This is a genomic window from Comamonas denitrificans, from assembly GCF_017368815.1.
Classification (GTDB): domain Bacteria; phylum Pseudomonadota; class Gammaproteobacteria; order Burkholderiales; family Burkholderiaceae_C; genus Comamonas; species Comamonas denitrificans.
In genome coordinates this window covers 23,410-42,694 of sequence record NZ_JAFNME010000021.1, presented here as the reverse complement: position 1 = coordinate 42,694, position 19,285 = coordinate 23,410, and the positions used below count along the sequence as shown (strand labels likewise).

Below are 19,285 nucleotides of genomic sequence, written 5' to 3'. Positions count from 1 at the left end.
TAGGGCTTTGATCTGGCGCGGCTGGCAGGAATCGAACCCACGACCCCTTGGTTCGTAGCCAAGTACTCTATCCAGCTGAGCTACAGCCGCGAAGCCTGCGATTATAGGCTGAAAATTACGAGGTATTTCAAAAAATTGGTTTTTATTAGCGCACGGGCTGCACCACCACGCCGGCATCACTGGGCGGAGCCGTTTGTAGATTCGTGTCCGTGTGCACGGGGGCGGTGGTTGTCGGGGTGGCCTGGGACTGGGCGGGGGTTTGGTAGCCAGCCAGTTCTTCCTCGGTAATCACCTCAAAGACGCGCACCACTTTGTGCACGTCGTTCACGCCACGGGCAATTTCAGCGGCGCGTTGTGCTTCGCGGGCGGTCAGCAGGCCCATCAGGTACACCACCTGCTGTTCAGTGATGACCTTGATGGTGTTGGCCTGCAAATCCTTGGCATCAATCAGGCTGGCTTTGACTTTGCTGGTGATAAAGGCATCTTTGGTGCGTTGGCTCAAGGCAGAGACCATGCTCACGATTTGCAGTTCATTGACCACGCTGCGCACATGTTCCACGCTTTGCAGCAGGGCTTGGGCTTGGGCTTTGTCGGCGGCGTTGCGCACCTCGCCGGTGAGCAACACGATGCGGTTAAAGCTGGTGGCAATCAAGCGCCCCGCCTGGGGCATTTGTTCGCGCACCAAGGCGCTAAATTTTTGTTCGATGCGCTCGTCTTCCAGCTGCATGCCCGAAGTGCGCCGATCGGCCGCAACCAGCACAGCCCCGGTCGCCCCCCCGCCAATCAAGAGCGGGACGCAGCCGCTGGCCCCCAAAGTACCCACGGCCAGCACCGTGCCCAGCAGCGCCCGGCGGGTGGTTGGTGTTGCTTTCATCACAGCTCTTGCTCCCCTAGTAGTTGCACATCAATGCCATCGCACAGGCAATGAATCAATAGCGTATGCGCCTCGCGCACCCGGGCGGGCCGCTCGTGGGGTACGCACACCAGCACGTCCATCTCGCGCATTTTGGCGGCCACCGCGCCGCCGGTGTGGCCTGTCAGCGCCACGACGATCAAATCGCGCTCGTGGGCCGCTTCAATCGCGTCCAGCAAACTGGCCTCGTTGCCCGAGACCGTCATGAGCAACAGCACATCGCCCGCCTGGCCCAGGGCGTGTACTTGGCGGGCCAGGTAATGCACGCAAGCTTGCGGGGTGCTCCCAAAATAGCCAGCATCGGCCGACAGTGCGACGGCGGCCAGCTCGGGGCGATCACGCTCAAAACCGGCCACGCACAGCGCGGCAAACATTTGTGCATGTGCTTGCGAGATGCCGCTGCCATAGGCCAGGATTTTTCCGCCGCCCACAATGCTGGCGGCCAAAGCATGCACGGCTGCGACCAAAGGGCCTTCCAAGCCTTGGGCGGATTGGTACTTTAAATCGGCACTGTCAATAAAGTGCTGCTGCATTCGTTGCTCAAGCATAGGGCGCAGATGATAGCAAGGCCTTTGCACGGCACGGGGTAAACGCCTGTTTCTTCTGGTGCCAAGGGGTTTCAGGCATCGGCATCAAATGCGGCGGGCAGCCACTGCACTTGCGGGCCCTGCACCGTCACCACATCAAACCGGCTGGGTCGGTTGCCACCGTGCAGCCGCCACCAATGGCGGGCGGCAAAAACAATGCGCCGGCGTTTGGTGGCGCTGATGCTGGCCGCAGCCCCGCCAAAGGCGCTGGAGGTGCGGCTGCGCACTTCGACAAACACCACGGTGCCGTCGGGGGTCTGGCAAATCAGGTCAATCTCGCCGCCGCCGCGCCCGGGGGTTCGATAATTGCGCTGCAACAAACGCAGGCCTTGCGCTTGCAGATACGCCCAGGCGTGGTCTTCGGCCTGGCGGCCACGCTCGGTACTGGCCGGGGGCGGCCTCTTTTTTTCAAGGAATTGCATTGAGCACCTTTTCCGTTACTTTCGCTGCGGCCCTGAGCGCTGCCCAGGCCGTTGCCGGGCCGCAAACCTATCCCACAGGGGCCTTGTACGTCATTGCCACCCCGATTGGCAACCTGGCCGACATCAGCCTGCGGGCGTTGCATGTGTTGCAGCTGGTGGATGCCATCGCCTGCGAGGACACGCGCCACACGCAAGGGCTGCTGCGCAGTTATGGCTTAGAGCGCCCCAGCGCCCAGCTGTTGGCCGTACACCAACACAACGAGGCCCAGGCGGCGCAAGGCATCATCGCGCGCTTGCAGCAGGGCCAGCGCATTGCCTATGTGAGCGATGCCGGCACTCCCGGTGTCAGCGACCCCGGTGCCCGCCTGTGCGCCCAAGTGGCAGCGGCGGGGCTGCGCAGCATTCCGCTGCCGGGGGCCAGCAGCATTACCAGCGCCCTGAGTGTGGCTGGCTGTGTGCCGCCGCACGGTGAGAGCAGCGGCTTTGTGTTTTATGGCTTTTTGCCCACCAAGGCCAGCGAGCGGCACACCGCCATCGCCGCCCTGGCCCACGAGCCGCGCACTGTGGTGCTGCTGGAAGCGCCGCACCGCATTCAAGATTTGGCTGCGCAACTAAAAATTTTAGGAGCGCGTTCCGTAAGCTTGGCAAGGGAAATAACCAAACAATTTGAGCAAATCGTTACTTTGCCTGCGCAAGAAGCTAGCGATTGGCTAGCGCAGGAGCCGCAGCGCAGCAAGGGGGAGTTTGTTGTCGTGCTCCACCCCTGTGCGCAAGAAGCCGGTGACAGTGGCGAGCACGATCGGGTGCTGCAATTATTGCTGGCCGAGCTGCCCACCAAAACCGCCGTCAAGTTGTGCGCCGAGATCACCGGCGGCAGCCGCAATGCCTTGTACGAGCGGGCGTTGGAATTAAAAAACGCGGGCTAAACCCGCGTTGGCACCACTGATGGGGGGGCGCTACTTAGCCCAAGCGTGCCCGGTGGCGCTGCAACTGGCTGCGCACCTGCGCCGGGGCGGTGCCGCCCAGGGTGTTGCGGGCGTTGAGCGAGCCTTCCAGGCTGAGCACGGCAAACACATCGTCGGCCACGCTGGGGTTGAAGGCTTGCAGTTCCGCCAGGGACAGCTCGCTTAAATCCACACCTTTTTGCGCGGCCAGCTTCACGGCATGGGCCACGGTTTCGTGGGCATCGCGAAAGGGCAGGCCTTTTTTCACCAGGTAGTCGGCCAGGTCGGTGGCGGTGGCGTAGCCTTTTTGCGCCGCCGCCCGCATGGCAGCGGCATTCACGGTGATGCCACCTTCTTTGCAGCCCGTGTGGGGGTTGATTTGCCCGCCAACCATTTCGGCAAAAATGCGCAGCGTGTCTTTGAGGGTATCGACAGTGTCAAACAGCGGCTCTTTGTCCTCTTGGTTGTCTTTGTTGTAGGCCAGGGGCTGGCCCTTCATCAGGGTGATCAGGCCCATCAAATGGCCCACCACGCGGCCCGTTTTGCCCCGGGCCAGTTCGGGCACGTCGGGGTTTTTCTTCTGCGGCATGATGCTGGAGCCGGTGGTGAAGCGGTCGGCAATTTTGATAAAGCCAAAGTTCTGGCTCATCCAGATGATCAACTCTTCGGACAGGCGCGAGATGTGCACCATCACCAGACTGGCGGCAGCAGAAAACTCAATGGCAAAGTCGCGGTCCGAGACCCCGTCCAGGCTGTTTTGGCACACGCCCTCCATGCCCAGGGTGCGGGCCACGCGCTCGCGGTCTAAGGGGTAGGTGGTGCCCGCCAGGGCGGCGCTGCCCAGGGGCAGTACGTTTACGCGCTTGCGCACATCGAGCATGCGCTGGGCATCGCGCTCAAACATTTCGACATAGGCCAGCAGGTGGTGGGCAAAGCTGACGGGCTGGGCCACTTGCAGGTGGGTAAAACCGGGCAGGATGACTTCGACATTGTTTTCGGCCACTTCCACCAGGGCCCGTTGCAGCGCCTGCAGCAGCTCGACGATGAGGTCGATCTCGCCACGCAGCCACAGGCGCACGTCGGTGGCCACCTGGTCGTTGCGGCTGCGGCCGGTGTGCAGGCGCTTGCCCGCGTCGCCCACCAAGGCGGTCAAGCGCGCTTCGATGTTCAAATGCACATCTTCCAGGTCGAGTTGCCAGTCGAACTGGCCCGCTTCGATCTCCTGCGTGATCTGCGCCATGCCTTTTTGGATGGCGGCGTAATCGGCGGGGGCAATGATGGCCTGGGCGGCCAGCATTTCGGCGTGGGCCAAGCTGCCTGCAATATCGGCCTGCCACAGGCGCTTGTCAAAAAACACGCTGGAGGTGTAGCGCTTGACCAGATCGCTCATGGGTTCAGAAAACAGGGCCGACCAAGCCTGGGCCTTGGTGGCCAGTTGGTTGGAAGAGGGTTCAGAGCGCGGCAGGTCAGACATGGGGCAATAATTTCTAGATCAAGAGACAGCACACAACATCGGCGTGACCCAATGCTTTATGCCAAAACCTGAAATTCTACCCAGAGCCCCCAGTGCTGCCCCGTTGTGGATTTTTGACACCTGCCAGCTCGGTGTGGTGCTGCGTGCCGTGCTGGCCGTGCAATTGCTGCTGTGCCTGGCCGCGGCCTACACCAGCCAGAGCGTGGAGCAGTGGCTGCTGCAGGCGGCGTGGCTGACCAGTGGCGGGCTGTTTGGCAGCCTGGCCTGGCTGCTGCTGACCTGCGCGGCCAAGCGCTGGCTGCAGCACCACGCGGTGGCCGTGCAACTGGGCCTGGGTATTGCCCTGGGGGCCGGGTGCAGCCTGGCGAGCAGCGCCATCTTGGCGTTCACCAGCGATCTGCCGCCACCGCACTGGTGGGCCAACATGCTCACGGGCGGCATTTTGGCCGCTGGCATCATGGGCTGGCTGCTATTGCGCAGTCATGCACGCATGCCTGCAGCAGCAACCGCACAGCTGGCGCTGCTTCAAGCCAAAATTCGGCCGCATTTCCTTTTTAATTCATTGAACAGTGCTATTGCTTTAGTGGCCACCGAGCCGCATAAAGCCGAGCAACTGCTGCACGACTTGAGTGACCTGTTTCGCGCCACCTTGGCTGAGCCGCGCAGCACCATCCCCTTGCGCGAGGAGGTCGAGCTGGCCAAGCGCTATCTGGACATTGAGCAGCTGCGCTTTGGCCCGCGCATGCAGGTGCGCTGGAATATCGACCCCGAGGTGCTCAGCCTGCCCGTGCCGCCCTTGGTGCTGCAGCCCTTGGTGGAAAACGCCGTGAAACATGGGGTGGAGCCCTCGGAAACGCCAGCGCACATTCGCATCAGCCTGCACCGCCACGGCAAAAATTACGCCATCCTCACCGTCACCAACACCCAGGCCGGCCCCAGCGCCCCAGGGTTGGGCATGGCCTTGGCCAATGTGCGCCACCGCCTGCAGTTGCTGTACGACATGGATTTTCAAATGGAGCAACGCCACAAAGCGCACGCCTTTCAGGTGCAACTGCGCCTGCCCTTCAACCGCACCCCCGCCGTACCCACTGCCCATGCACATCCTGATCATTGACGACGAACCCCTGGCCCGCAGCCGCCTGCGCCACCTGCTGGGCGATTGCACCCCCCACGGTGAGCACTGGACGATGAGCGAAGCGGCCAGCGCCAGCCAAGCGCTGCCCCTTTTGTCCGGCCCGCTGCCGGTGGACATTGTGTTGCTGGACATCCAAATGCCCGGTGCCAATGGCATGAGCTTTGCCTTTACTTTGCAGCAATTGCCAGCGCCACCAGCGATTATTTTTGTCACCGCCCACAGCCACTATGCGGCCCAAGCTTTTGACGTGCAGGCTTGCGATTACCTGACCAAACCCGTGCGGCTGGAGCGCTTGCAGCAGGCGCTGGCCAAGGCACAAAAACAGCGCCCCCCCAGCGACCCTGGCCCGCAGCTGGCCATTGCCCCCGGCGGCCCGCGCTGGCCTTGGGCGCAGGTGGTCTATATCAAGGCCGAGCTCAAAATGCTCACCGTCCACACCACGGCGGGCTGCCATGTGCTGGAAGGCAGCTTGGTCGATCTGGAGCAGCGTTACCCCGAACACGTGCTGCGCATTCACCGCAGTTGCTTGGTCAATCCGGCCTTTTTGCAACGCCTGGAATTTGCAGAGCCAGGGGGCTGGTATCTCCGACTGCACGGTATTACCCAACCCTTGCCAGTCTCACGGCGGCAGGTGGCGGTAGTGCGGAAAACCTTAACAATCTGTAAAAAATAAAAGGTGAAAGCCAGTGCCGCCCTTACTACAATCAGCGCGTTTTATTTGTCTGGTGCTCCTGCTATGAAAAAAATTTCCCAACCTTTGCATTCGCTGCGCCGCAGGGTGACCGCTACGGTGGCGACGGCATTGCTCGTGGGGGCCAGCACGGCCTACGCCAACAACGCCGATATCACCAGCTTGCTGCAAGGCAGCCAGCCCGAGCAGGCCTTGAAGTTGATTGACCAACGCCTCACCACCACGCCCAAAGACCCCCAGCTGCGCTTTTTGCAAGGGGTGGCTTTTGCCATGGCCAATAAAAACAAAGAAGCCATCGACACCTTCACCCAGCTGACCAAAGAATTCCCGGAGCTGCCCGAACCGTACAACAACCTGGCCGTGCTCTACGCCAACCAGAACCAGCTGGACAAATCGCGCCAAGCACTGGAGCAGGCCATTCGCACCAATCCCAGCTATTCCACCGCCCATGAAAACCTGGGCGACATCTACGCCAAGCTGGCCAGCCAGGCCTACAGCAAAGCCTTGCAGCTCGATGGCAGCCACGCCCAATCGGTGCAACCCAAGCTGGCCTTGATCCACGACCTGTTCAGCACCGGCCAAGCCCAGGCGCAGGCACTGGCCAAAGCACCCAGCGCACCTGCCCCTGTGACCGCCACGGCCACCCAAGCGGTCAGCAGCAGCACGACGGCCCCGGCGCAAGCCACGGAGGTAGCGGCTGCAGCCACGGCGCAGCCTGTGGCGAGCGCACAACCGGCGACGGCAACCCCGGTGACCGAAACCGCCAGCTCCCCCGCGACCGAGCCGAAAGCAGAGACAAAAACCATCGCCAAAGTTGAGCCCAAAGCAGAAACCAAGGCAGAAACCAAGGCAGAAACCAAAGCAGAAACCAAAGCAGAAACCAAAGCAGAAACCAAGGCGGTGGCGACAGCGGACGCTGGGCAGGCCGCCAAAGCAGACACGCCACCCGCAGCAAACGTGGCCGAGGTGGAAGCTGCCGTGCGCACCTGGGCCAAAGCCTGGGCGGCCAAAGACATGGCCAACTACCTGGCCGCCTACAGCCCCAACTTCCAAACCCCGGGCAAACAAAGCCGCAAAGCCTGGGAGGCAGAGCGCCGCGCCCGCATCGTCGGCAAGCGCAGCATCAGCGTAAACTTGGCCGACCTGACGATTACCACCCAGAACGACCGCGCCACGGCCCGGTTTCGCCAACACTACCGCGCAGACACTTTGAACGTGAGCAGCCGCAAAACCTTGCAACTGGAGCTGCGCAAAGGCCAATGGTTGATCGTGAGCGAAACCACTGGAAACTAACAAGTTTCGCCCCTCCCTTTCTCTGCCGCGTTCGCTTTGGGCGCGGTTCTTTTTTTGAGTTGATTTTGTTGCGTTTGCTTTCTTTATTGCGCCGTTGTTGCTGGAGCGCCGTCTTGGCCCTGAGCCTTGTTCCCCTTTGGAGCCACAGTGCGGCCACGCCATTGCGTGACGGCCAGGCCGAACAGCGCTTAATGCAAGTGCTGGCCCTGACCAGCGCCGGCTTGACCCAACAAGCCCTGCCACTGGCCGAAGAGCTGGTGCGTGACTACCCCAACTTTCAGCTGGCCCAACTGGCCTTGGGCGATTTGCTATTGGCGCAAACTGGGCAATTAGCCACCCTGGGCAGCACCACCGCCCCGACCAGCGAAGCACGTGACACCTTGAATGCCCTGCGGGTTGAATCCCTGCGCCGTTTGGCCGCCCAGAAGCAAGGCCTGGTTCCCCCGCCGGGCACAGTGCCGGCGCAATTGCTGCAACTGCCCAAAAGCTACCGCCACGCCATCGCCATTGATGCGGCGCTGTCGCGCTTGTACTTGCTGGAAAACGGCCCCCAAGGGCTGCGCATCGTGGCCGATTACTACGCCTCGGTCGGCAAAATGGGCATCGACAAAACCACCGAAGGCGACCAGCGCACCCCCTTGGGGGTGTACTTCATCACCAGCAATCTCGACCCCAAAACCCTGGACAAGTTTTACGGCGCTGGTGCCTTGCCTTTGAACTACCCCAATCCTCTGGACGTGCGCCGGGGCAAAACCGGCCACGGCATTTGGCTGCATGGCACGCCGCCAGAGCAATTTTCCCGCGCACCGCAAGCCACCGATGGCTGTGTGGCCCTGGCCAATCCCGACTTAGAGCGCCTGCTGCGCACCGTGCAAACACGCACGACCGCGGTGGTGATTGCCCCCTCGCTCACCTGGGTGCCCGCCGACGACCTGGCCCCTTTGCGCGACAGCTTTGTGGCCACCTTGGCCGCCTGGCAAGAGGCCAAAAGCGGCAATGATTTATCGGCCTTGCTCAGCTTTTATACGGACGATTTTCAAGGCCTGAAAAAAATCACCCGGCAGGCATGGAGCCAGCAACTGGCCGCAGACATGGCCAAACAAAAAGGCCGACCGCTGGTACTCAAAGAATTGTCCTTGATGCACTGGCAAGACGAGGAAGACACCATGGTCGTCACCTTTGGCGCAGTGCCGCAAGGCGAGCGCAGCGGCAGCACCTTGCGCCAGTACTGGCGTTTTGCCAAAGGCCAAGGCTGGAAAATATTTTTTGAAGGCAAGATTGGCTAATCACAAAAACCCTGGTGGGTCCACCAGGTTTTTTTATAGCTATTACCGCTTACTGCTCGTCATATTCGATAGATATTGCTCTAAAAAAAATGAAAAATAAGCGGAAAAAACTATCATTTAATTGTTAGGCATCTATCACATTCATGTATCACACCAGCACCTGTCGCCGTGCCCGGCTCTGGGGTGCTGCCGTGCCAATAGGCTGACCGGAGGCAGGCACTGCCCGCTCTCGCCCCCATGCACGGATGCTTTCGATCTGCTCAGGGGCAGTTTTTGACAACGGCACCACGTTGTTAAAGCTGCGGCGAAACAACTCAGCGGTCACTGCGGTATCACCGTTCAGGTAAGCCTCTTTCACCACTTCGCGCACGGCGGACTCCAGATCAGAGCCGGCAAAGCCGTCAGACAGTTCGACCAATTCCTGCAGCAACGCCTCAGGAACCCCTTGTTTCAGGCCACGATGGGCGTAAATGTCAATAATTTCGCGCCGCTCAGGGGCTGTGGGTAGATCAACAAAAAATAACTCATCAAAGCGTCCTCGGCGCAACAGCTCCGGCGGCAGGCGCGATACGTCATTGGCCGTAGCCACGACGAAGACACGCGAACGCGCCTCCTGCAGCCAGTAGAGAAACTGCCCAACCAGCCGTGTCGCCGTACCGCCATCGCTGCTGCTGCCGGCACCAGCCAGCCCTTTTTCGATCTCGTCGATCCACAGCACGCAGGGCGCAACGTGGTCGGCGGTGGACAGGGCATCCTTCAGCCGCGTCTCGCTCTGACCTAGGTACTGGCCATGGATGGTGGACAAATCCAGCCGGTACAACGGCAGCCCCCAGTTGGCGGCAATCGCCTTAGCCGAAAGCGATTTACCGCAACCCGGCACGCCCACCAGCAAAACGCCACGCGGTGGGCGGATGCCTCGTTCACGCAGGTCGGCAGTCAGCAGGGGCTGCTCCTTGTCCAGCCAGGCTTTCAGCCCGCCCAGGCCGCCCACATTCAGCTCCGTGCCGCGCACGTTCACCCGCTCGATACCGGAGATGTCGGCAAAGATGCGATCCTTAGCGTGCATGACTTCGATCATGTCAGCCTTGGAAATTCGGCCATTGGCCAGTAGCGTGGCGATGATGTTTTCTGCCTCGATGCGCGAAACGCCCGCCAGGGCAGCGGCGGCGCGCCGCTCGTCGGCCGCGTCCCACTCGATAGGGATGTGGCCCCGGTAAGCGGCCAGATTCTCCTGAACGATGGCCAGCATCTCGTCTTCGCTCGGGGCCGACAGCACCAGCGACATCCCCGCCCGTTGCAACTGGCCGAACACAGGCTTAGTAGTTATGACAACGACGCAGCCGCTGTTTTCCGCTGCCAACATCACCACGTCCAACAGATGCCGAGCTGCGGGGGTGTCGTCCTCAATGTCGGAGACTTCGGTTAGCACCACACTTAAGTTCTGGCGCTGGGGAAACTGTTGGCTGGCAAAATCCACCGCCCCGGTGACGGAACGGTCATCATTCACGGTGCGATTGGAGCCCAACTCACGTGTGCCCTGGGACAGTGTGTGGACGTAGATCGGCGCTTGCAGTTCGACACTGACTTCACGCAACAACTCCAGCACCCGGCTGCGTTCTGCGCTGCGGATAGAGATAAAGGGGATACGAGCCTTCAGGTAACGGCTGAGGGTGGCTTTGAATTCAACGGTATCGCTCATGGGCGGTGTCAGAGAAGGATGTTGCGTTTACGGGAGGACGGCACTGGCGTGCAAGCCGGGGCCGACGGTGCGGGTGCCGGCGGCTGAGCCTGCGGCACCAGTGCGTCATAGCGGGTCAGCGGGTTGTTGCGCAGCAGGGTGGCCAGTTGCCCGCTGCGGTCGGTACGGGCGCTTGCTTCCAAAGATTGTTGCGAGCGCTCGGCAAACTTGCGCACTTCGCCGGCCAACTGACTGCGGGTGTCCGGCGGCAGCGTTGGCAGCAAGCACAAGCGATGGACGAAGTAAAGCTGCACACGGGCCTGGACGATGGCCCGCACCACCAGCGATTCGTGCCCGCTGCCGTGCAGGTCGCGCTGCAAGCGATCGGCGCAGACGTTCAGCCGCCGCTGCACCTCGTCGGACAGGCGCTGGACGAACAGCGGCGCCACCCCAGCCGACCAGTGCAGCGAACCGGCGTACAGGGTTTGCAGGCAGTTTTCGTCATCGTCGCCACGGGCCAGCGCATCCAGGCACTGGCTCCACTGTGCGTAGCTGGCTGGGGCAGCCTGATGGTCAGTGGTATTGCCGCCGCGTCTAAACCACTTCCACATCAGCGGCGGCGCACAAAAGGCGCGGCAGGCAGCAAGTCCCAGGCGGGCAAGGCACCAGCCAGCACGTCCCGGCTGGCTGGTTGTTCGGACAAGTTCTGCGCTGGGGCCTGTACTGTGTCGTGCGAGGCCGACGGCTGCGGCGCTGGTGGGGTGCTGGACACGGCGGTTTCTGGCACAGCGGAAAGGATTTCTCTGGGCATGGGGGAAAACTCCTGGCGAAATGAGACCATCAGGCCGCTTGTGCGGCAGTTGCGGGCATGACGCGGCGGGTGGTGTTGTGCCCGGCCAGCAGGTGCTGTTCGGGGCTGATACTTTCGAGCAGGCTGCTCACTTCGGCGGCCACTGCATCGCGCATAGCCCAATCGCGCCGCCATTCCACGGTTTCGGCCAGACAGGCCCGCAGCGCCTGGGTCGATTGCTCTTGCAGCACGGCAAAATCGCGTTCGATTTGCTTGCGCCGCTGCTGCACCTGCCGGTAGCCGATAAACGCCCAGCCCAGTGCCGCCAATCCCATGACGAAGACGATTATGCCGTTGCCAAAACTCATCAGCAGCAGCACCACACCCAGGGCGATCAGCCCCCAGTCCTTCAGTCCCAGCTTGGCCTGTTCCAGCGCTTGCTGCTTACGCTGCTCGATGTGCTGGCGCAGGCTGTCTTGCAGTTCGGCTTCGTTGTCGCCTTGCGCCGTCTGGCCTTTCCAGTCCTCAATCTCCAGATGAATGGTTTGGGGTACCTGCTGGCGGATTTGCGCCGTAACGTCGCTGTGCGCATCCACGATCCAGTCGCGGGAATGGGCCACCGCCAGCCGCTGGGTGGCGCGGGTGACGTGCGACAGCTCCGGGTGCATGGCGGCGTTGGTCAGCAGTTGCGTGAAGTCCACGCGCTCTTCCTGGGCCTTGGATTGCAGGTCGAAGCGCTGCTGGGCGGCGCGTTTGTCGCCGGCTTCCTCGATGATGAGCTGGTTGAGCTGCTCGGTGCGACGCAGCGGCAGCTCCTCGTCGTCGAAGTGGGATACGAGGCTGGTCAGCAGGTTGTCCACGGCGATAAGCACGCTGCTGGCCACCTTGATTTCGCCCTGGAAAATGTCTTGGAAGTGCTCCAGGACGATGGACTGCATGCTGGCCGCGTTCAGCGCCCCATTCAAATCGTTCCACATTGGGCTGAACCGGCTCAGGTGCGTATAGCGCTGCGCATGGTTGAAATACGGCGTTTTGGAGCGCAGCGCATCGCCCCATTGCCCGCGCTGGGTCTGGGCAAAACCGGCCTGTTGCGACAGTTCCTCAATCCAGCCACTGATGCGCTTGGTGCACAGCAGCGCCGTGTCCGTGTTGAAAACGCCGTTGGCCAGGGCATCGACCATCACCACCGTCTGCCGATCCAGGCTGTATGGATTCTGCAAACCGAAATAGCGGTCGAGCCAGATGCGGCTGACCTCAGCCCGCCCGGCGCGACGGCCAATCAGGGAGAAGAACAGCGAGGTTTTCTCGTCGTCACGGCGTGTGGCCTCGGCCAGGGCACGTTCGGCCAATTGGCGTTTGTCCGTGAGCCAAGCAGCCAATGCCACCAGCGCCGGGGCCAGCCAGTAGCGCGGAGTGGAAAGCATCAGTTCTTCGGTAGCGTTACGGATGGTTTCTTGGCGTACCAGTTGAATGTCGGCGGCCTGCAGGATGCCCGTGGCCTGGCGGCGCACGATGGCATACTGGCCGAATTTGCTCTCGATTTCCTGGCGGATTTTGACTTGGCGTGTTTCAGCAAACCCCAGCTCCTTGGCCTTGAGATCCGCTTGCACAAAGTCGTTGAAGGCCTGCTCTAGGCGCGACAGCTCAGCCCGCGTTTGTGCCAAATTGCTGCCGACCATGTCCACCTGCCCAGAGACGGTGCCAATATCGCTTTGCAGGCTGCGCAGCGAACCCAGAATCAAACTGAGGTCGGCCACTTGAATGATGCGTTCTGTGCTCATACTTCCTCTCAAGGGATTTTTTAAAGATCGATAAAGGCGGTTTGCCCGGACTCGCTGACGGCGATCAGGCGGTTGGAATACACCTCGATGAAGGCATACCCCGGATGCAGGGCCACGCTGCGGGCACGCTCCAGCAGGCTGGGCAAGGATTCAAAGGTCTTGTAGTGCTGGATGATGCTGCCCGTGCAATCGAGCGTATGCACTTGGTAGGGAGCCCCCAGGTAACAGCGTGAGACGATGCCCAGTGGCAAGGCATCGATCTGCACATCCGGTAGCTCCTGGCGGATGGCTTCGATCAGCGCCTGCACGCTGGCTAAGGAATGCACGTGCCCGCCCGCATCCAGCTGGGTCACGGCCTGGATGTACGCCGCAGAACGTTTTTTGCGCAGCCGGGCTTCCAAAGGTACTTCTGCTAGTTTGGGAGAGCTGGCGCTCTGTGTCCGGGTGGGGAGGGCAGCAGCGGGTCTGATACCCAGTAAAGAACGGGCCATGGGGGGGTGTAAAGCTTGTATTTATAAGATTGCGGTCGCAATCTTAGCGAGAAAAATCAACCGTTTGAATCAAGCTGAAGGTTTAAAAACCCCTGGTGTACCCAGCAGGGGTTTTTATTTAATAGCTATTCCCGCTTACTATTCATCGTGTTTTATTAATATATTGCCGTGAAAACAATGAAAAATAAGCGTTAAAAGCTATCATTAAATTAGTAGGTGTAAACGCCCTGGCCCGTCTTGCGGCCCAGGCGGCCAGCGGCCACGTATTCTTTGAGCAGCGGGCAGGGGCGGTATTTGCTATCGCCAAACTGCTCCAGAAAGACGTTCATCACCGCCAGGCACACATCCAGGCCCACCATGTCGGCCAGCGCCAGCGGGCCGATGGGGTGGTTGCAGCCCAGCTTCATGCCCGCGTCGATGTCTTCGGCTGTGGCCAAGCCCTCAGCCAGCACAAAAAAGGCTTCGTTGATCATGGGGATGAGCACGCGATTGACGACAAAGCCGGGGCCATTTTTCACGGTGATGGGGGTTTTGCCCAACTGCTGGGCCAGCGCCTGCACCGCCGCATGGGTGGCATCCGAGGTTTGCAGGCCGCGAATCACTTCCACCAGCGCCATCATGGGCACGGGGTTGAAGAAGTGCATGCCGATGAATTTGTCGGCACGGCCTGTCACGGCCGCCAGTTTGGTGATCGAGATGGACGAGGTGTTGGAGGCAATCAGCACCTCGGGGCCGACCAGGGCATCGACTTCTTGCAGGATCTTGATTTTCAGGGCTTCGTTTTCCGTGGCCGCCTCAATCACCAATTGGGCTGCCTTCAGAGCGCTGTAATCGGTGCTGACGGTGATTTTTGCCAGGGCGGCTTCTTTATCGGCGGCGCTGATTTTTTCTTTTTTAATCAGCCGATCCAGGCTGCCTGCCACGGTGGCCAAGCCTTTTTGCACAGCGGCTTCAGAAATATCGACCATCACCACGTTGATGCCCGAAGTGGCACACGCTTGGGCAATACCGTTGCCCATGGTGCCCGCGCCAATAATGCCGACGGTTTGAATTTGCATAAGGAATTCCTGGAAGGTTGAAGTTTGTTGGTTGAGAAAAACAAACATCCTATTCAATTTTTTTGCTTTCCTCTATCCGCTAGGCGACTAAAACTTGAGTGCCTTGCTGGGGTTGTGCAAAAGGTTTGTCGAGACTAGGGTTTATCCTGAGAATGCGCTGTTCTGCTTCATTTTGTTAATGAAGTAACCTGCGCCCATTGATTTTTTAGACCTCTCTCTTTTTATCTGATCAAGGAATATTGATGACAAGCTCCGCTGCACCTCTTTTTAGTTTGGCTGGCAAGAAAGGCCTGATCCTGGGGGTCGCCAATGACCGTTCGATTGCCTGGGGCTGTACCAAGCTGTTTCGCGAGTTGGGGGCAGATGTTGTTGCTACGTGCCTGAATGAAAAGGCCCGCAAATATGTGCAGCCGCTCACTGACGCGGTGGGCGTGGATCTGCTCAATTGCGATGTGGAAGAGCCCGGCCAGCTCGAAGCGGCTGTGGCCCATGCCGTGGACAAGTTTGGGCAGATTGATTTTCTGATTCACTCCATCGCCTGGGCACCGCTGGCAGACCTGCATGGCCAGGTGGTCGATAGCTCGCGCGATGGTTTTGCCCGCGCCATGAGCGTCTCGTGCCACAGCTTTGCCGAAGTGGCCAAGCTGTGCGCCCCGCACATGCCCGCTGGTGGCAGCATGCTGTCGATGACCTACCTGGGCTCGGGTGAAGTGGTGCCCAACTACGGTGTCATGGGCCCGGTCAAAGCCGCGCTGGAGTCGCTGGTGCGCTACATGGCCATGGAGTTGGGCCCGCAAAACATCCGCGTGCACGCTGTCTCCCCCGGCCCCATCCTGACCCGCGCTGCTTCGGGCATTGCTGAGTTTGACCAGCTGCTGTCCATCAACCGCGACAAGGCCCCGCTCAAGCGCCTGGTCACCCTGGAAGAAATCGCCCAACTGAGCGCCTTTTTGTGCATGGATGCAGCCTGCGGCATGAGCGGCCAGACCATTTATGTGGACGGCGGTGTGCACGCCATGGATTAAGCCTGGTGCCTGAGCTCCACTCCTATTTCAGCGGGGCTGCGGTTGTGCGCCCCCTTTGTCCCCCTTAAGGAAGCTTTCTCATGACTATTGAAGCCACCACCACCGATGGCCTGTGGATGGAAAACATCACCTACGACGAACTGGCCGTTGGCCACAGTGCCCGTCTGGTGCGCACCGTGACCTTGCAGGACATCCAGGCGTTTGCTGCGGTCTCGGGCGATATCAACCCCGCCCACCTGAACCCAGAGTACGCCGATGCCACCATGTTCCACGGCGTGATTGCCCACGGCATGCTGGGTGCGGCGCTGATTTCGGCACTGTTTGGCACGCAATTTCCGGGCCCCGGCACGATTTATTTGGGCCAAGAGCTCAAATTCACCAAACCGGTGCGCATTGGTGACACTCTCACTGTGCTGGCCACCGTCTCGGAGAAAAACGACGAGAAAAAGCGCATCAAGATGGACTGCTTGGTGACCAACCAAAGCGGCGAGACGGTGCTCAAAGGCGAGGCTAACCTGATGCCGCCGACGAAAAAAGTGCGCGTGCAGCGCATTGATGCGCCGCAAATTCAGCTCTACGACCCTGAGGCCCGCTTCAACACCCTGCTGGACCAAGTTCAGGGGCTGGACATTGTGCGCTGCGCGGTGGTGCACCCTTGCGATGCCGGCTCGCTGTCTGGCGCGATGGATGCCGCCAACCACGGCTTGATCAAGCCGGTGCTGATTGGCCCAGAGGGCCGCATTCGCCACGTGGCCGAAGAAGCGGGCATCAGCTTGCAAGGGGTGGAAATTATCTCGGTGGAGCACAGCCACGCAGCTGCTGAAATGGCCGCTGAAATGGCTGCCAACAAAGAGGTCGAGATTTTGATGAAGGGCAGCTTGCACACCGATGAGCTGCTCAAGGCCGTGCTCTCGCACAAAGCGCTGCGCACGGGCCGTCGCCTCTCGCACGTGTTTCGCTTCGATGTGCCGCTGTACCCCAAGCCATTGATCATCACCGATGCGGCCATCAACATCGAGCCCACGCTGCAAGAGAAGGTCGATATCGTGCAAAACGCTATCGACTTTGCCCGCGTGATGGGCATTGAAACGCCCAAAGTGGCGATTTTGTCTGCGGTGGAAACCGTCACTGCCTCCATTCCCTCGACGCTGGATGCGGCCGCCCTGTGCAAAATGGCCGACCGGGGGCAGATCACCGGTGGCCTGCTCGATGGCCCGCTGGCGTTTGACAACGCCGTCTCGCCCGATGCGGTGCAGATCAAAGGCATCGTTTCTGAAGTGGCTGGGCAGGCTGACATTTTGGCCGTGCCCGATCTGGAAAGCGGCAACATGATTGCCAAGCAGCTTGAATACTTGGCCGGTGCCAGTGGCTCGGGCCTGGTGCTGGGAGCGCGTGTGCCCATCGCCCTGACCAGCCGTGCCGATGGCCCCATGGCCCGCGTCGCCTCGACCGTGCTGGCCGTACTGGCCGCGCACGACAACCGCCGTAAAAACCAGGCCAACGCCTGGAAGCAAGGTTAAGGAGCACAGCCATGGCCATTTTGGCGGTCAATGCAGGCTCGTCCTCGCTGAAGTTTTCCCTGCATCCCTACGAAGGCGGGCAGGTGCTGCCGCACACGGTGTCGGGCAATTTTGAAGGCCTAGAACCGGGCGGGCAGCCTATTCTGGGATGGAAGCATCAAGGTAAAAAACACAAGGAAACCATTGTGGTTCCTGCCAATGGCGCTCCATTTCAAGTAGCGCTGGCCCGTTTGCGCAGCCTGGTGCAGGAGCTGACGCAGGCACAGGGCCTGGATGCCGTGGCCCACCGGGTGGTGCATGGTGGCGGGGTTTTTAGTGCCAGTGTGCGTGTGACCGATGCGGTGCTGGAGCAGCTGGCGCGCTTTAATTCGCTGGCACCGCTGCACCAGCCGCACAACTTGGAGGGCATTCGCCAGTTTCGCCAAGCCTTTGCGCAGGTGCCGCAAATCGCTTGCTTTGATACGGCCTTCCACGCCCAAATGCCGGAAGTGGATTACGCCTTTGCCTTGCCCAAAGCGCTGCAGGCCCAGGGTGTGCGCCGCTACGGTTTTCACGGCCTGTCCTACCAGTACATCATGTCCGTGCTGGAGCAGGAGACCATCCGAGGCCGGGGCCGGGTGGTGATGGCTCACCTGGGCAACGGGGCCAGCCTGTGCGCCGCCGTTGGTGGTGTCAGTGTGGCCACCACCATGGGCTTTTCTGCCCTTGATGGCCTGATGATGGGTACGCGCAGCGGTAGCCTGGATGCAGGGGTGCTGCTCTATTTGCTGGAGCAGGGCTGGGATGCCAAGCGCATTGAAAAGCTGCTTTACAAAGAGTCGGGCCTGTTGGGGGTGTCGGGCATTTCGGCCGATATGCGCACCCTGCGCGGCGAGGCGGCGCAGGGCAATGCCGATGCCACGCGGGCCATTGACCAGTTTACCCACCGGGTGATTCGTGAAACTGGGGCGCTCACGGCCTGCTTGGGTGGGCTGGATTTGATCGCCTTTAGCGGCGGCATTGGTGAAAACGATGCCGTCTTGCGCGAGCAAGTGTGCGAGCGCTTGGCGTGGACGGGGCTGCGCATTGACCCGCAGCGCAACCGCCAGGCCGATGGCAAGCACGCTTGGGCGGTGCATGCGCCGGACAGCCGCATCGAAATTTGGGTGATTCCCACCGACGAAGGCCGAGTGGCCGCCCGTGAAGCGGCTGCCTTGCTGCGCGAGGACTGCGCTGTGGCCGCGTAAGCAGCAGCCTTGCTATCCAGCTTGCTGGGGTGCCTTGGTGGGCACCCTTTTTTTGTTCCTTGGCAATGGCATGGACGTATTGTTCTGACCGCCCGCCTTGGGCACTTAGATCATGAACACGTTCTTAGAACGTGTTCAAAGTCTCCTGAGCAGAAGGCCCAAGAATGCCAAGTGGACGAACTGCAGGCTGGTGTTGAGCCAGCGCTCGCAGTTCTTCCACAGCCGCCGATTCTTCTCCAGCCAGGCAAAGCTGCGCTCGACGATCCAGCGCTTGGGCATGACCTTGAAGGTGTGCAACTCGCTTCTCTTGGCAATCTGTACCGTGACGTGCCCACCCACAATCTCCTGCACACCCTGCGCAAAGGGCTTGCCTCTGTAGCCGCTGTCGCACAACAGGCTTTGCACCCTGCCCAAGGAGAGCTTGCAGCGCTTGAGTGCCTGCAGCGCGCCCTTGCGGTCCGTCACCTCGGCCGTGGTCACGGCTACTGCGTGCGGCAGCCCCTGGGTGTCCACCGCAATGTGACGCTTGATGCCCGAGACCTTCTTGCCCGCGTCATAGCCCTTCAGGCCCGCCGTGTCCGTGTTCTTCACGCTCTGCGCATCGATGATCAAGAACGCGCTGCAGGCGTTGCGCCCCCGTCTGGCGCGGGCCGCGCCAACCTGATTTTTTTAAAGCCTGCTCCAGCAGGCTGCCACCCTCGCGTGGCTCGCTCCAGATCGCAAAGTACGAGTGCACGGTGCGCCACTTGGGAAAGTCGCTGGGCAGTGCGCGCCACTGGCAGCCTGTGCGTAGCAGATACAGCACCGCACAGAACACCTCGTACAACTCCACCTTTCGGGGCGCCGTCTTTCTGCGCGCACTCTCCAGCAATGGACGGATCGCTTCGAACTGCTCGCGCTTGATATCGCTCGGGTAACCTTTTCTCATCTCGCAAGCTTCTCACATCAGACGAGACTTTGAACACGTTCTT

19 protein-coding genes and 1 tRNA gene are annotated in these 19,285 nt (G+C 60.8%); 8 read left to right on the top strand and 12 right to left on the bottom strand.

Going from position 1 to position 19,285, the window contains the following annotated elements; genetic code table 11:
* Nucleotides 1–13: 13 nt before the first annotated feature.
* From J1777_RS10225 to J1777_RS10210, 4 genes are all read right to left on the bottom strand, one after another.
* Nucleotides 14–90: transfer RNA gene (locus J1777_RS10225), tRNA-Arg, on the bottom strand.
* A 55-nt stretch (nucleotides 91–145) separates the two neighbouring features.
* Nucleotides 146–874, bottom strand: a complete 729-nt coding sequence (locus J1777_RS10220; protein WP_207575593.1) for a BON domain-containing protein — start codon at nucleotides 872–874, stop codon at nucleotides 146–148.
* Nucleotides 874–1,461 carry an SIS domain-containing protein gene (locus J1777_RS10215; RefSeq protein ID WP_207575592.1) on the bottom strand — a complete coding sequence of 196 codons (588 nt, stop codon included), beginning with the start codon at nucleotides 1,459–1,461 and terminating at the stop codon, nucleotides 874–876. The genes J1777_RS10220 and J1777_RS10215 overlap by 1 nt, the downstream gene beginning before the upstream one ends.
* A 71-nt stretch (nucleotides 1,462–1,532) precedes the next feature.
* Nucleotides 1,533–1,922 carry a YraN family protein gene (locus tag J1777_RS10210; protein ID WP_207575591.1) on the bottom strand — a complete coding sequence of 130 codons (390 nt, stop codon included), beginning with the start codon at nucleotides 1,920–1,922 and terminating at the stop codon, nucleotides 1,533–1,535.
* Between J1777_RS10210 and rsmI the strand changes: the two genes are divergently transcribed.
* The gene (gene rsmI / locus J1777_RS10205) at nucleotides 1,922–2,848 is read left to right on the top strand and encodes a 16S rRNA (cytidine(1402)-2'-O)-methyltransferase (RefSeq protein ID WP_242700491.1); all 927 of its coding nucleotides are present in this window, start codon (nucleotides 1,922–1,924) and stop codon (nucleotides 2,846–2,848) included. The two genes, J1777_RS10210 and rsmI, sit on opposite strands and share 1 nt — an antisense overlap.
* A gap of 34 nt (nucleotides 2,849–2,882) precedes the next feature.
* On the opposite strand, the gene argH is transcribed toward rsmI, so the two are convergent.
* Complete coding sequence (argH, locus tag J1777_RS10200; protein ID WP_207575590.1) at nucleotides 2,883–4,340, bottom strand: argininosuccinate lyase; 1,458 nt, start codon at nucleotides 4,338–4,340, stop codon at nucleotides 2,883–2,885.
* Between the two features lie 58 nt (nucleotides 4,341–4,398).
* Here argH and J1777_RS10195 point away from each other — a divergent pair, with 58 nt between their 5' ends.
* The 4 genes from J1777_RS10195 to J1777_RS10180 all read left to right on the top strand — a co-directional run bounded on the left by J1777_RS10195 (nucleotide 4,399) and on the right by J1777_RS10180 (nucleotide 8,745).
* Nucleotides 4,399–5,454, top strand: a complete 1,056-nt coding sequence (locus tag J1777_RS10195) for a histidine kinase (protein WP_207575589.1) — start codon at nucleotides 4,399–4,401, stop codon at nucleotides 5,452–5,454.
* Nucleotides 5,435–6,148, top strand: a complete 714-nt coding sequence (locus J1777_RS10190; RefSeq protein WP_207575588.1) for a LytR/AlgR family response regulator transcription factor — start codon at nucleotides 5,435–5,437, stop codon at nucleotides 6,146–6,148. Before J1777_RS10195 ends, J1777_RS10190 begins: the two co-directional genes overlap by 20 nt.
* Before the next feature lie 63 nt (nucleotides 6,149–6,211).
* Nucleotides 6,212–7,459: a L,D-transpeptidase Cds6 family protein gene (locus J1777_RS10185; protein WP_207575587.1), complete on the top strand. Its 1,248-nt coding sequence runs from the start codon at nucleotides 6,212–6,214 to the stop codon at nucleotides 7,457–7,459.
* A gap of 113 nt (nucleotides 7,460–7,572) precedes the next feature.
* A complete protein-coding gene (locus tag J1777_RS10180; protein ID WP_242700490.1) occupies nucleotides 7,573–8,745 on the top strand; it encodes a L,D-transpeptidase family protein in 1,173 nt (390 codons plus the stop codon).
* Nucleotides 8,746–8,893: 148 nt separating this feature from the next.
* On the opposite strand, the gene J1777_RS10175 is transcribed toward J1777_RS10180, so the two are convergent.
* The 6 genes from J1777_RS10175 to J1777_RS10150 form a co-directional block, all read right to left on the bottom strand.
* A complete protein-coding gene (locus J1777_RS10175; protein WP_207575585.1) occupies nucleotides 8,894–10,444 on the bottom strand; it encodes an AAA family ATPase in 1,551 nt (516 codons plus the stop codon).
* An 8-nt stretch (nucleotides 10,445–10,452) separates the two neighbouring features.
* Nucleotides 10,453–11,034 (bottom strand): hypothetical protein, encoded by a 582-nt coding sequence (locus J1777_RS10170; RefSeq protein WP_207575584.1) that lies wholly within the window; start codon nucleotides 11,032–11,034, stop codon nucleotides 10,453–10,455.
* Nucleotides 11,034–11,234, bottom strand: coding sequence for a hypothetical protein (locus tag J1777_RS10165; RefSeq protein WP_207575583.1), 201 nt, complete (start codon nucleotides 11,232–11,234; stop codon nucleotides 11,034–11,036). Before J1777_RS10165 ends, J1777_RS10170 begins: the two co-directional genes overlap by 1 nt.
* Before the next feature lie 29 nt (nucleotides 11,235–11,263).
* A complete protein-coding gene (locus tag J1777_RS10160; RefSeq protein ID WP_207575582.1) occupies nucleotides 11,264–12,994 on the bottom strand; it encodes a hypothetical protein in 1,731 nt (576 codons plus the stop codon).
* A gap of 20 nt (nucleotides 12,995–13,014) precedes the next feature.
* Entirely contained in the window at nucleotides 13,015–13,395 is a 381-nt protein-coding gene (locus J1777_RS10155; protein ID WP_207575581.1) for a hypothetical protein, read from the bottom strand.
* A 299-nt stretch (nucleotides 13,396–13,694) separates the two neighbouring features.
* On the bottom strand, nucleotides 13,695–14,543 hold the full coding sequence (locus J1777_RS10150) for a 3-hydroxybutyryl-CoA dehydrogenase (protein WP_207575580.1): 849 nt from the start codon (nucleotides 14,541–14,543) through the stop codon (nucleotides 13,695–13,697).
* 242 nt (nucleotides 14,544–14,785) lie between these two features.
* Here J1777_RS10150 and fabI point away from each other — a divergent pair, with 242 nt between their 5' ends.
* The 3 genes from fabI to J1777_RS10135 all read left to right on the top strand — a co-directional run bounded on the left by fabI (nucleotide 14,786) and on the right by J1777_RS10135 (nucleotide 18,314).
* Entirely contained in the window at nucleotides 14,786–15,568 is a 783-nt protein-coding gene (gene fabI, locus J1777_RS10145) for an enoyl-ACP reductase FabI (RefSeq protein WP_207575579.1), read from the top strand.
* An 80-nt stretch (nucleotides 15,569–15,648) separates the two neighbouring features.
* Nucleotides 15,649–17,088 (top strand): bifunctional enoyl-CoA hydratase/phosphate acetyltransferase, encoded by a 1,440-nt coding sequence (locus J1777_RS10140; protein ID WP_207575578.1) that lies wholly within the window; start codon nucleotides 15,649–15,651, stop codon nucleotides 17,086–17,088.
* A gap of 11 nt (nucleotides 17,089–17,099) precedes the next feature.
* Nucleotides 17,100–18,314 (top strand): acetate/propionate family kinase, encoded by a 1,215-nt coding sequence (locus tag J1777_RS10135; RefSeq protein WP_207575577.1) that lies wholly within the window; start codon nucleotides 17,100–17,102, stop codon nucleotides 18,312–18,314.
* 135 nt (nucleotides 18,315–18,449) lie between these two features.
* Here the strand turns inward: J1777_RS10135 and J1777_RS10130 are convergent.
* Nucleotides 18,450–19,242, bottom strand: a protein-coding gene (locus J1777_RS10130; protein ID WP_207575576.1) for an IS5 family transposase whose coding sequence is annotated in 2 segments (ribosomal slippage) — nucleotides 18,450–18,984 and nucleotides 18,983–19,242 — 795 coding nt in all. Because the reading frame shifts where the segments join, the coding sequence is not laid out codon by codon here.
* Nucleotides 19,243–19,285: the final 43 nt, after the last annotated feature.

Coding starts and splice junctions, on each gene's coding strand:
- J1777_RS10220 (WP_207575593.1), bottom strand. CDS start 874: ATGAAAGCAACACCAACCACCCGCCGGGCGCTGCTGGGCACGGTGCTG.
- J1777_RS10215 (WP_207575592.1), bottom strand. CDS start 1,461: ATGCTTGAGCAACGAATGCAGCAGCACTTTATTGACAGTGCCGATTTA.
- J1777_RS10210 (WP_207575591.1), bottom strand. CDS start 1,922: ATGCAATTCCTTGAAAAAAAGAGGCCGCCCCCGGCCAGTACCGAGCGT.
- argH (WP_207575590.1), bottom strand. CDS start 4,340: ATGTCTGACCTGCCGCGCTCTGAACCCTCTTCCAACCAACTGGCCACC.
- J1777_RS10195 (WP_207575589.1), top strand. CDS start 4,399: ATGCCAAAACCTGAAATTCTACCCAGAGCCCCCAGTGCTGCCCCGTTG.
- J1777_RS10190 (WP_207575588.1), top strand. CDS start 5,435: ATGCACATCCTGATCATTGACGACGAACCCCTGGCCCGCAGCCGCCTG.
- J1777_RS10185 (WP_207575587.1), top strand. CDS start 6,212: ATGAAAAAAATTTCCCAACCTTTGCATTCGCTGCGCCGCAGGGTGACC.
- J1777_RS10175 (WP_207575585.1), bottom strand. CDS start 10,444: ATGAGCGATACCGTTGAATTCAAAGCCACCCTCAGCCGTTACCTGAAG.
- J1777_RS10170 (WP_207575584.1), bottom strand. CDS start 11,034: ATGTGGAAGTGGTTTAGACGCGGCGGCAATACCACTGACCATCAGGCT.
- J1777_RS10165 (WP_207575583.1), bottom strand. CDS start 11,234: ATGCCCAGAGAAATCCTTTCCGCTGTGCCAGAAACCGCCGTGTCCAGC.
- J1777_RS10160 (WP_207575582.1), bottom strand. CDS start 12,994: ATGAGCACAGAACGCATCATTCAAGTGGCCGACCTCAGTTTGATTCTG.
- J1777_RS10150 (WP_207575580.1), bottom strand. CDS start 14,543: ATGCAAATTCAAACCGTCGGCATTATTGGCGCGGGCACCATGGGCAAC.
- fabI (WP_207575579.1), top strand. CDS start 14,786: ATGACAAGCTCCGCTGCACCTCTTTTTAGTTTGGCTGGCAAGAAAGGC.
- J1777_RS10140 (WP_207575578.1), top strand. CDS start 15,649: ATGACTATTGAAGCCACCACCACCGATGGCCTGTGGATGGAAAACATC.
- J1777_RS10135 (WP_207575577.1), top strand. CDS start 17,100: ATGGCCATTTTGGCGGTCAATGCAGGCTCGTCCTCGCTGAAGTTTTCC.